General features: G+C 68.6%; 9 protein-coding genes. 1 reads left to right on the top strand and 8 read right to left on the bottom strand.

Features of this window, described 5'->3' with window-relative positions; genetic code table 11:
* The first annotated feature begins 492 nt into the window (after nt 1-492).
* Nucleotides 493-1,017 carry a superoxide dismutase family protein gene (gene sodC, locus AC3WOB_RS21960; protein ID WP_013394280.1) on the top strand — a complete coding sequence of 175 codons (525 nt, stop codon included), beginning with the start codon at nt 493-495 and terminating at the stop codon, nt 1,015-1,017.
* A 13-nt stretch (nt 1,018-1,030) separates the two neighbouring features.
* On the opposite strand, the gene AC3WOB_RS21955 is transcribed toward sodC, so the two are convergent.
* From AC3WOB_RS21955 to AC3WOB_RS21920, 8 genes are all read right to left on the bottom strand, one after another.
* Nucleotides 1,031-1,654, bottom strand: coding sequence for a glutathione S-transferase family protein (locus AC3WOB_RS21955; protein WP_492276171.1), 624 nt, complete (start codon nt 1,652-1,654; stop codon nt 1,031-1,033).
* A 94-nt stretch (nt 1,655-1,748) separates the two neighbouring features.
* Entirely contained in the window at nt 1,749-2,969 is a 1,221-nt protein-coding gene (locus AC3WOB_RS21950; RefSeq protein ID WP_492276170.1) for an MFS transporter, read from the bottom strand.
* Nucleotides 2,970-3,074: 105 nt separating this feature from the next.
* On the bottom strand, nt 3,075-3,866 hold the full coding sequence (gene map, locus AC3WOB_RS21945) for a type I methionyl aminopeptidase (RefSeq protein WP_492276169.1): 792 nt from the start codon (nt 3,864-3,866) through the stop codon (nt 3,075-3,077).
* Nucleotides 3,867-4,112 carry a ParD-like family protein gene (locus AC3WOB_RS21940; protein WP_013394276.1) on the bottom strand — a complete coding sequence of 82 codons (246 nt, stop codon included), beginning with the start codon at nt 4,110-4,112 and terminating at the stop codon, nt 3,867-3,869.
* Between the two features lie 188 nt (nt 4,113-4,300).
* On the bottom strand, nt 4,301-4,975 hold the full coding sequence (locus AC3WOB_RS21935; protein WP_492276168.1) for a DUF2894 domain-containing protein: 675 nt from the start codon (nt 4,973-4,975) through the stop codon (nt 4,301-4,303).
* Entirely contained in the window at nt 4,965-5,615 is a 651-nt protein-coding gene (locus tag AC3WOB_RS21930) for an OmpA family protein (RefSeq protein WP_013394274.1), read from the bottom strand. Before AC3WOB_RS21930 ends, AC3WOB_RS21935 begins: the two co-directional genes overlap by 11 nt.
* Nucleotides 5,612-9,301: a DUF802 domain-containing protein gene (locus AC3WOB_RS21925; RefSeq protein ID WP_492276167.1), complete on the bottom strand. Its 3,690-nt coding sequence runs from the start codon at nt 9,299-9,301 to the stop codon at nt 5,612-5,614. The genes AC3WOB_RS21930 and AC3WOB_RS21925 overlap by 4 nt, the downstream gene beginning before the upstream one ends.
* A gap of 10 nt (nt 9,302-9,311) precedes the next feature.
* Nucleotides 9,312-10,145 carry a DUF3348 domain-containing protein gene (locus AC3WOB_RS21920; RefSeq protein WP_492276166.1) on the bottom strand — a complete coding sequence of 278 codons (834 nt, stop codon included), beginning with the start codon at nt 10,143-10,145 and terminating at the stop codon, nt 9,312-9,314.
* Nucleotides 10,146-10,215 lie beyond the last annotated feature (70 nt).

The following is a 10,215-nucleotide window of genomic DNA, read 5'->3' as shown; positions in this document are numbered from 1 at the left end:
GACTGCCCCGTCGTCATCTTCGTCCAGGCCTTCGGCCTTCCCTTCAGATTCCCTCGGGCGCATCGAGGTTGCTCGCCACCCAGGCGCCCGCGCCGACGGGCTACGTGCGTCTTGGTATTTGGCGCTGCTGCAGCGGTGTTTGGTTTCGAGTCTTGCGATGCCCGTCAATTGCGGCCGCCCGGGCGGCCGCAGTTGACGTACGTTGGGTGAGGCGTCGGGATTTTGTACGCTGGCGCGAATGCGACGGGACGGTGCTTGGGGAACCCTACGATCCGTAGGATGGGTGAGGCGCGAGAACCCCGCGCGTAGCAAGCCGCCATTCAATGCGCGCAAGCCATCATCACGGCAAGATCTACGTTTGTATCAGGAACGAAGATTGCTGGCAGACGCCGTGACCCGAATGCTATTGTTTTTTGCTGCATGGGCGGCAACGGGTCGTCCATGCACTACCGGGCGTCCGCGGCCTGCGGGCGCGTATCTTGGAGGCACCTCATGAAGAAAATCTCGATGCTGGTCGCGGCGCTTGCGTTGGCAGGCGCGTCTGGCGCGGCGTTGGCGGAAGACGTGTCGATGTCGTTCCTGAGCGCGGAGGGCGTGGGCAAGAGCGCTGGCACAATCTCACTCAAGGACACCAAGGGCGGGCTGCAGCTTACGCCGCATTTGAAGGGCTTGCCGCCCGGCGAACACGGCTTCCATGTGCATGAGAAGGGCTCGTGCGAGCCTGGCATGGTGAACAACCAGATGGCGGCTGGCGGCGCCGCGGGCGGGCATTTCGATCCCAAGGGCACCAAGGCGCACAAGGGGCCGATGGCGACCGACGGGCATCAGGGCGATCTGCCTTTCATCGTGGTTGCCGCGGATGGCACGGCCACGAAGGCCGTGGTGGCGCCGCATCTGAAGCTGGCCGATGTGAAGGGTCGTGCGGTGATGGTGCACGTGGGCGGCGACAACTACAGCGATACGCCGGCGCCGCTGGGCGGTGGGGGCGGTAGGCTGGTTTGCGGGGTGGTGAAGTAGCCGCCTGGTCGCGTCAGGCGGTGCCGTTGCGGCCGTGCAGCCGGTAGCCTTCGCGTTCGGCGAGCCGGTCGTAATAGGCGGCGACGGCCGGCAGTTGCGGTTTGTCGAAGGGCGTGCGGAACCAGCGGTTGACCGACAGGCCGACGGGGATGTCGGCCAGCGAGAACGCGGGGCCGGCGACGTAGCCGCCGGCCTGTTCCAGGCGCCGGTTCAGTATCTCCATGAATCGCGCCCATTCGCGGCAGGATGCCTCGATCGCGGCGCGGTCGCGGTGGGCGGCTGATTCGCGCGCCAGGGCCATGAAGGCGTAGCTCCAGGAGCGGTTCAGGTCGGTCGCCTGCCAGTCCATCCATTGGTCGACGCGGGCGCGCAGCCTGGGCTCGATGGGGTACAGGCGTTGGCCGCCGTATTGCGAGGCCAGGTAGCGGATGATGCTGTTGGACTCCCACAGCACGAAGTCGCCGTCCCGGATGACGGGCACCATCGCGTTCGGATTCAGCGCCGGGAACGCGGGATCGCTGGTGGGCTGGAAACCGGAACCCCAATCCTCGCGTTCGAATGGCAGGTCCAGTTCGGCGCAGGTCCATAGGACCTTGCGCACGTTGATGGATGAGGCCTTACCCAGGATTTTCAGCATCTTGCCGGCATCGTTTCGATTGACCGTGGCAGTCTAGCGGGCGGCGGTTGACGCGGGCAGGTACAGATTGCCGGTTTTCCGTGCGCAACAGCCTTCAGCAGGCGCCGGCCTCGGGCTGGCTGCGCAGGCGCAGCACGGGCGAGGTGTACAGCACCACGAATTGCACGGCGAAGCCGGCGGTCGACACCCATAGGCAGGCTTCGACGCCGACCCGCGCGGCGAGCGCGGCGCCGATCAGCGCGCCGACGGGGCGGGCGCCGAAGGTGGCGGTCAGGATCACGGCGGACACCCGGCCCAGCAGGGCATTGGGCGTGATGGCCTGGCGCAGCGTGGTGGTGGTGATGGTCCAGAGTATGGGACCCGCACCGAACAGGAAGAAGCCCGCCGCGGCCCAGGCGCCGGACGGATAGGCCAAGGTGGACAGTAGGATGACGCTTGCGATCAACGCGGCCAGCGGGCCGACGGCGATCATGCCGCCGAAGCTCAGCCGCTGGGCCAGCCAGGGCGCCAGCAGGGCGCCGGCCACCATGCCGCCGCCGTACACCCCCAGCGTGAGGCCGACGGCCGCGGCCGACAGGCCCAACCGTTCGATGGCGTAGGCGACGTAGACGGCTTGCAGCACGAACCAGGCGGTATTGAAGAACACGGCGGTCACCAGCACCGGTCGCAGCAGCGGGTGCGTGAGGACAAAGGCCGCGCCTTCGCGCAGTTCTTCCAGCAGGCGGCGGCGCGGCGCCGGTCCGGGCCTGTCGTGGGGCAGGCCGGCCAGCAGCAGGGCTGCCAGCAATGACAGCACGGTGGCCAGGACATAGGCCGAGGGCGCGCCCATCCAGCCGACCAGCGCGCCGCCGGCGGCCGGCCCTGCGGAGAAGGCGGTGCTGCGAGCCAGCTCCAACCAGCGGTTGGCGCTGGCCAGTTCGGCGGGCGCGACCAGCCTGGGCACCAGCGCCGGTGCGGCAACGTTGTAGGCGACCGTGCCGACCGCGCCCAGGAAACCCAGCGCGGCCAGCCAGCCCAGGCTCAGTCCCCCCGTTGCAAGCAGCGCCAGCAGGCCCAGCAGGCTGGCGGCGCGCACGCACTCGGCGGCGGTCATCAGCGCGCGCCGCGACATCCGGTCGGCCAATACGCCGGCGGGCAGGGACAGCAGCAGGAAGGGCAGGGTCTGGGCGGTTTGCAGGTAGCCCGTCTGCGCCGCGCTGGCGCCCAGCGCCAAGACCGCGACTAGCGGCGCGGCCGCGAGCGCCATCTGTTCGGAGAATTGGGCGGCCAGGTTGGAGGCGGCCAGACGGCGGAACGCGGAGGGCAGAGCGGACATGGGGCACGGACGGCGGAAACGGCAAGGGCACGATCATGATCGTGCCCTTGTCTGTCCGCACTCCGTTCCTTGCCATGGGCCGGGCCGGCGCGCCGCGTCAGGATATCAGGGGATGGGCGGATAGTCGCCGAAGCCGTCCGGCCAGGGCGTCAGCACCTCGTAGCCGGTGTCGGTCACGACCACCATGTGCTCCCACTGCGCGGACAGCGAACGGTCCTTGGTGACCACGGTCCAGCCGTCGGGCAACTGCTTGGTTTGGGGCTTGCCGGCGTTGATCATGGGTTCGATGGTGAACATCATGCCGGTCTGCAGCACCATGCCTTCGCCCGGGTGGCCATAGTGCAGCACCTGCGGATCGTCGTGGTAGATCTGGCCGATGCCGTGGCCGCAGTATTCGCGCACGATGCTGAAGTGCTCGCGGTGCGCCACGGTCTGGATGGCGTGGCCGATGTCGCCCAGCGTGGCGCCGGGCTTGACGGCCATGATGCCGGCGCGCATGGCTTCGTAGGTGGTGTTGACCAGGCGGCGCGCCAGCGGGCTGGGCTGGCCCACGTAGTACATGCGGCTGGTGTCGCCGAACCAGCCGTCCTTGATGACGGCCACGTCGATGTTGAGGATGTCGCCGTTCTTCAGCACTTTGGCCGACGGGATGCCGTGGCAGATCACGTGGTTGGCCGAGGCGCAGATGGTCTTGGGAAAGCCGTGGTAGCCGACGTTGGCGGGAATCGCCTTCTGCACATTGACGATGTAGTCGTGGCAGATGCGGTCCAGCTCATCGGTGGTGACGCCCGGGCGGACGTGTTCGGCAATCATGTGCAGCACTTCCGCCGCCATGGCGCCGGCCTTGCGGGCCATTTCGATGTCGGCGACGGACTTGATGGAAACCTTCTTTGCCATTTATGCGGCCTCCTGCTGGGCGGCCTGCGGCAGCCCCTGGGACAGCGAGGCGATGGCGAAGCCCTCCGCCTGTTCGATGCGGATCAGAAGTTGGCAGATGTCCGCGTGGCGCAGCTCGGGGTAGAGCTCGGACAGCATGCCGATGCGCATCCAGTGTTCGGCCTGGGAATTGATGGAGCGGCTGAGCGCGCCGCTGGCGACGCGGAGGTTCTCATGCATCTGCTCGGAAATCTTGACGATGCCCATGGAGTTAGCGATCCATATATGGTTTGTATATGGAACGTATCTTACTGCCGATGGGGGGAAGGGCGCAAATCGGGAGGACGCGCTCTGTTGGGGGCGTCCTGGGAGGGCCAAGGAGGGGGGCGCTTGGCGGGACCGCCTGGTGGGCGGCAGGGAGGGGGCGCATCGCTCTGGCCCGCACCCCGGCGCCGTCAGCGCCCCTTGCCGCGCGTCGTCTTCTTGGCGCCGGCGCGCGGCGCGGCCTCCTTGGGCGCGGGCGCAGTGGCCGCTTGTACCTGCTCCAGCCACATCAGGGCATCGGTGTACGACAGGAACTGCTGCAGATAGCCCGGCGACACCTCGCGCATCAGCGACAGCGCCCGGTGCACCAACTGGTTGGAGTTGAGCGGGCCGGCGTTCTTGTGCACCTGCTCCTGGGACTGCCGGACTTGCCGGTCCGCGCTGACCCGCGACCAGACGCCGCGGAAGTACTCCAGCACTTCCAGTTCTGGGTAGGCGGCTCGCAGGTCCGTGGTGCCGCGCGCGTCGGCGCCGGGGTCGGCCATGTAGGCGGTCAGCGTCGCCAACGCTCCGGGTTCGCAAGCGGCGGGAGCCGCCGCGGTGGCGCCTTCATGAGCGCATTCATTGGAGGCTGCAAGAGCCTTAACGGCAGCGCCGTCCAGTTCGGCCTCATAGGCCTGGATCAGCGCCGTCAGCTTGCCGTCCAGCAGCCTGCGGGCTTGGCCGTCTTGCGTGGCGGCGCGCCGTTGCAGGGCGTCCATGAACTGGAAGCGGACCGGCGCGATGCGGTCGGCGCCGGTTTCCCGCCAGGCGTCCAGCACGGCCCGGGCGTCGACGATTTCGCCGCGCGTGCCGTCACTGGCCATGCTTGGTTCCGGCGTCGCTGGAGGGTTTGGGGATGGGCGCGATTTCCACGCGGCGGTTCTTGGCCCGGCCTTCCTCGTCGGTGTTCGCGGCCACCGGCTGTTCGGAGCCGAAGGCCGCGGCGAACACGGCCGACGAAGGTACGCCCTCGTCGATCAGCGCGCGCGTCACGGTCAGGGCGCGCTGCGCGGACAGGTCCCAGTTGTCGGCGAAGCGCCGGTTGCCTTCGCGCACCTGCTGGTCGTCGGTATAGCCGCTGACCATCAGGATTTCGTTGTGCGACTTCAGATAGGCTGACAGGGGTTCGATCAGGCTCTTCAGGACCTCGCGGCCTTCCGGCTGCAACTGGTCGGAGTTCAGCGCGAACAAGACGCTGCCGCTGATGCCGATGCGGCCGTCGATCAGGGTCACGCGGCCGGCGGCCAGGGGGCCCGCCAGCGCCTGTTCCAGCGTCTCGCGGCGCTGGGTTTCGACCTGGCGCTGCTTGACCTCTTCCTCGAGCTGGGTCGACAGCTGCAACTGCACCGCGACGACGCTCACCAGGATCAGGACGAAGGCGCCCAGCAGCACCGACATCAGGTCGCCGAAGACGGCCCAGGCCGGGACTGCGGGCTCCACGCCGCCGTCGATGTCCTCGCTCATGCCGCTTCCGCTCCGGCCGTCGCGCGCTGGATGGCCAGCTGCTGCAGGTTCTCGATGATCTGCTTCTGCGACACCATGCTCAGGTCGACCACTTCACGGGCCTGCGCCACGTAGTAGGCCAGCTGTTCGTCGCCGCGCGCGATGGACTTGTCCAGCGCCGCTTCGATGCGTTGCAGGTGCGCGACCAGCTTGTCGTTGGACTCGCCAAAGAGCTGCACGGCGGTGCCGAAGGATTCGCCCAGGCTGGCCACTTCGACCGCGCCGCTGGCGACCTGTGCGGCCACTTCGGCCAGCTTGCCGGTTTCGGCCTGGGCCTGTTCGGTGAACTGCGTGCCGACGCGGTCCAGCAGGTCCGCCGACGAGGACACCAGTGCGTCCACGGCCGTGCGCTGTTCGGCGGCGGTGTGGTTGACGGCGTCCAGCAGGGTGCCCAGGGTTTCCAGCAGGCGAGTGCGCTCTTCCAGCATGTCGTTGTCGCGCTCCATGCTGTCGGAGAGTTTCTGGCGCAGTTCGCCGATGACCTCGGCGGCGGCGCGCGGCGCCTCGGAGGCGGCCTGCACCAGGCGGCCGATCTCGGCGATGGTGTCGTTGGCCGACGCCTGGGTCTGCGCGCTGATGTCTTGCGCGGTGATGGCCAGGGTGTCGCAGATCTGCTGCTGCTGGTTGGCTGTGTAGGAGCTCGTCTGCTCCCATTCGGCGCGCAGCGAGTCGGCGATGGCGCCGAGCTTGCCGGTCCAGGCTTCCAGGCGCGTTTCGTCCTTGGCGGCGAGCGCGGTCTGCAGGTCTGTCTGCGATTGCTCCAGCGTTTGCAACAGGGCGGCGGAATGCTGTTCGAACGCAGCGGCGGCGGCTTCCAGCGCCTGCTGGTTGTCGCCGGCCAGCTTGGCGTTGGCCTGCTCCTGGCGCGCCTGCGCGTCGGTCCAGGCTTGGGTGACGCCGGTGGCGGCGGTCTCCAGGCGGGCCGATACGCTTTCCAGCAGGCCGGCCTGGGCCTGGCTCTGCGCGGTGATGTCGCGCGCGGTCTGGGCCAGCGTGTCGTTGACTTCCAGTTGGCGCAGCGCGGCTTGGGTGCCGGCCTGTTCCCATTCCTGGCCGAGCTTGGCGGCCATGGCGGTCAGGGTGCCGGTCCAGGCGGCCAGGCGTTCCTGGTCGCGCGAAGCCAGCGCGGCCTGCAATTCAGTGTGCGACTGGTCCAGCGTCTGCAGCAGGGCCGCGGAGTGTTGTTCGAAGGCGGCAGCAGCCGATTCCAGCGCCTGCTGGTTGTCGCCGGCCAGCTTGGCATTGGCCTGCTCCTGGCGCGCCTGCGCTTCGGTCCAGGCTTGAGTGACGCCGGTGGCGGCCGTTTCCAGGCGGGCCGATACGCTTTCCAGCAGGCCGGCCTGGGCCTGGGTCTGGGCCGTGAGATCGCGCGCGGTCTGGGCCAGCGTGTCGTTGACTTCCACCTGGCGCAGGGCGGCCTGGGTGCCGGCCTGTTCCCATTCCTGGCCGAGCTTGGCGGCCATGGCGGTGAGCGTGCCGGTCCATGCGGCCAGGCGTTCCTGGTCGCGCGAGGCCAGCGCGGCTTGCAATTCAGTGTGCGACTGGTCCAGCGTCTGCAGCAAAGCTGCGGAATGCTGTTCGAAGGTGGCCGCGGCGGTTTCCAGTGCCTGCTGGTTGTCGCCAGCGAGCTTGGCATTGGCCTGTTCCTGGCGCGCCTGGGCTTCGGTCCAGGCCTGGGTGACGCTGCCGGCCGCCGTTTCCAGGCGGGCCGATACGCTTTCCAGCAGACCGGCCTGGGCCTGGGTCTGGGCCGCGATGTCGCGCGCGGTCTGGGCCAGCGTGTCGCTGACGGCCTGTTGGCGGGCCACGGTGTCGGCGCCGGCCTGCTGCCATTCCTGGCTCAGCGTCGCGCCCATGGCGGTCAGCGTGCCGGTCCAGGCGGCCAGGCGTTCCTGGTCGCGCGAGGCCAGCGCAGCCTGCAACTGGGCATGCGACTGGTCCAGCGTTTGCAACAGCGCGGCGGAATGCTGTTCGAAGGTGGCGGCCGCCGCGGCCAGGGCCTGGCGGTTGTCGCCGGCCAGCTTTTCGCCGGCCTGTTCCTGGCGGGCCAGGGCGCTGGCCCATTGCTGCGAGACGCCGTTGGCGGCCGCTTCCATGCGGGCCGACACGCCGTCCAGCAATTGGGCCTGGACCTGCGATTGCGCAGTGATGTCGTGCACCGCCTGCGCCAGCGTGGCGCTGATCGCCTCCTGGCGTTCGGCGGCCTGCGCGCCGGACTGTTCCCATTCCTGACGCAGCGTGGCGCCCATGGCGCCCAGCGTTTCGGTCCAGGCGGCAAGGCGCTGCTGGTCGCGCGAAGCCAGGTCGGATTGCAGCAGGGTATGCGATTGGTTCAGGGTGCGCAGCAGCGAGGCCGAATGCTGCTCGAAGCTGGCCGCGGCCGCGGTCAGGGCTTGCAGATTGTCGCCAGCCAGTTTCTCGCTGGCCTGCTCCTGGCGCGACAGCGCCTGGGTCCAGGCGTGCGACATGCTGCCCGACGATTCCTCCAGGCGCGAGGACACGCTGTCCAGCAGGGCGGCCGAGCGTTGTTCGAAGGTCTGGGCGAAGTGGTCGAGCGAGGCCCGTAGGTCCTGGGACAGGGCCTCGCTGGCGCGTTGCTGTCCGGCCAGGGCTTGGTTCCAGATGCCGGCGACATTGCTGGTGGTGGCCTGGAAGCCCGAGGTCAGGCCTTCCAGCTGGCGCTGCACGGCTTGCGTCACGGTGTCTTGCAGGGACGCGGTTTCGCGCGACAGGCTGGCCATGGTCGCTTCCACGACCGGTTGCAGGGCGGCGCCGGCCGAGCGCGCGCTTTGCGACACGCTTTCCTTCATGGATTGCTCCATGACGGCGGCAAGGCGGGAGTAGGCCGCTTCGGCCTTGCCCTGGAAGGCGTTCTGGCTGGCCATGTGGCGGTCGCTCAGGGCCTGATTCTGCTGCGCCATGCTGTTCATCATGGTCTGCAACTGGTCGACCAGGGTCGGCATGGCGTCGGCCTGGCGCTGCATGACTTCGGCCTGGCGTTGCAGCAGCTTGAAGGATTCCTCGCGTTGGTAGCCTTGCGAGTACACCCGCAGCGTGGTGGCTGCCTTGCTGTCCAGCAATTGCGCTGCGCGCACGCGTTCGCGGCGGCACAGGGCCGCCAGCAGGCCCAGCATGGCGGAGCTGGCGACGCCTGCGATCGAGGTGCCGAAGGCGAAGCCCAGGCCCTTGACCGGCGCGGCGAGCGAGGCGCGGATGGCGGCCAGGTCCGTGGCGCTTTCCAGCGCGAGGCCGGTGCCGCGCAGGGTCACGACCATACCCAGGAAGGTACCCAGCATGCCCAGCAACACCAGCAGGCCCACCAGATACGGCGTCAGCGCCGGTCCGGGCAGGCCCGCGCGCTCGCCCTCGATGCGCAGGCGCGTGGCGTTGCGCAGGCTAGCCGGCAACTGGTCCAGCCAGGATCCGAGATTGCCGGGCGCATCGGACAGGCCCGAAAGCGCGCGCGTCAGCGAGGAGGTCGCCTGCTGGTAGCGCAGCAGTTCGAGCGCGCCGCCCACGTAACAGGCGCCTATCAGCAAGGTCACGGCCAGCGCCAGCGGGTTGTTGCCCGCATAGCCCGCGCCGATCCAGCCCACGACGGCCAGACCCGCCAAGAAAACAACGAGATTAGTCAGATATTTGGACATAGTGTCCCGGTTAGCTGGCGCGAAGGGTGGCAAGCAGCCCTTCGACCGGTTGTAAACGAACATCCAATTCGGCCAGCAGCACGCTGCGCATGTCTTTGCGGAACGTGTCCAGCCAGGCGCCTGGCGTGATCGGTGCCTGCGCCACTGCGGGCGCCGCGCCTGTCTCGGCTGCGGCATCGCCTTGCGCCCCGGCGTCGGCCTCTGCTTGGGCCTCTGCTTCCGCCAATGCGGCAGCCTCGGCCAACGCAGCGGCCTCGGCCTCGCGCAAGCGGTTGAAATGGCCTTGCAGCAACTTCGGAATCACGCCGAACAGCGCGCGTTCCTTGGGCAGCAGGGCGCGGTCCATGATGGCGTCGACCACCGCCAGGCGTGTCATTTCGCCATTCCTGGCCGCGACCATGCCGCGCAGGCGGCTGCGCAGATTGCCCACGGCGGTTTCCATCGTGTGCTGCAACGACAGATAGCGCTGGCGAAAATTCGCGTAGTCGGCTTCGGCCTCGGCCAGCGCCGCCAACTGCTTGGCGGGAGCGCGGGCTTGTCCCGGTCCGGGCCGCTTGGCGGCTGTGGCCGCGGTGTCGCTGGCGATGGCGTCGGCCAACGTGGTCCGCACGCGGGCGCAGTCGCGCTCCTCGGCGCTGCTGAACATGCGCGCGCCGGGGGCGATCACCGGCGGGCTGGTATTCAGCGCCGCGGAGAGCGCGATCGCGTCCGTCCAGCCGAGCCATAGGCTCAGATGGTCTGAAAGCGATTGCCTGGATTGCGGGACGTCGGCATCCGTCAGGCGAGTCAGCAAGCGAATGAGCGTCGGGCCGCTTAAACCTGTGCGCTGTGGGGCCTGCAACATACCACCAGAGTCAAAAAGGGGGGAGTTTACACGGTGGAGGGCGGCGCCAGGGCCGAAGGAGGACAGGAGG

It is taken from the genome of Achromobacter sp. FW305-C-30-7 (assembly GCF_058783105.1).
This window is presented reverse-complemented; position numbering and strand designations above follow the sequence as displayed.

Coding starts and splice junctions, on each gene's coding strand:
- sodC (WP_013394280.1), top strand. CDS start 493: ATGAAGAAAATCTCGATGCTGGTCGCGGCGCTTGCGTTGGCAGGCGCG.
- AC3WOB_RS21955 (WP_492276171.1), bottom strand. CDS start 1,654: ATGCTGAAAATCCTGGGTAAGGCCTCATCCATCAACGTGCGCAAGGTC.
- AC3WOB_RS21950 (WP_492276170.1), bottom strand. CDS start 2,969: ATGTCCGCTCTGCCCTCCGCGTTCCGCCGTCTGGCCGCCTCCAACCTG.
- map (WP_492276169.1), bottom strand. CDS start 3,866: ATGGCAAAGAAGGTTTCCATCAAGTCCGTCGCCGACATCGAAATGGCC.
- AC3WOB_RS21940 (WP_013394276.1), bottom strand. CDS start 4,112: ATGGGCATCGTCAAGATTTCCGAGCAGATGCATGAGAACCTCCGCGTC.
- AC3WOB_RS21935 (WP_492276168.1), bottom strand. CDS start 4,975: ATGGCCAGTGACGGCACGCGCGGCGAAATCGTCGACGCCCGGGCCGTG.
- AC3WOB_RS21930 (WP_013394274.1), bottom strand. CDS start 5,615: ATGAGCGAGGACATCGACGGCGGCGTGGAGCCCGCAGTCCCGGCCTGG.
- AC3WOB_RS21925 (WP_492276167.1), bottom strand. CDS start 9,301: ATGTCCAAATATCTGACTAATCTCGTTGTTTTCTTGGCGGGTCTGGCC.
- AC3WOB_RS21920 (WP_492276166.1), bottom strand. CDS start 10,145: ATGTTGCAGGCCCCACAGCGCACAGGTTTAAGCGGCCCGACGCTCATT.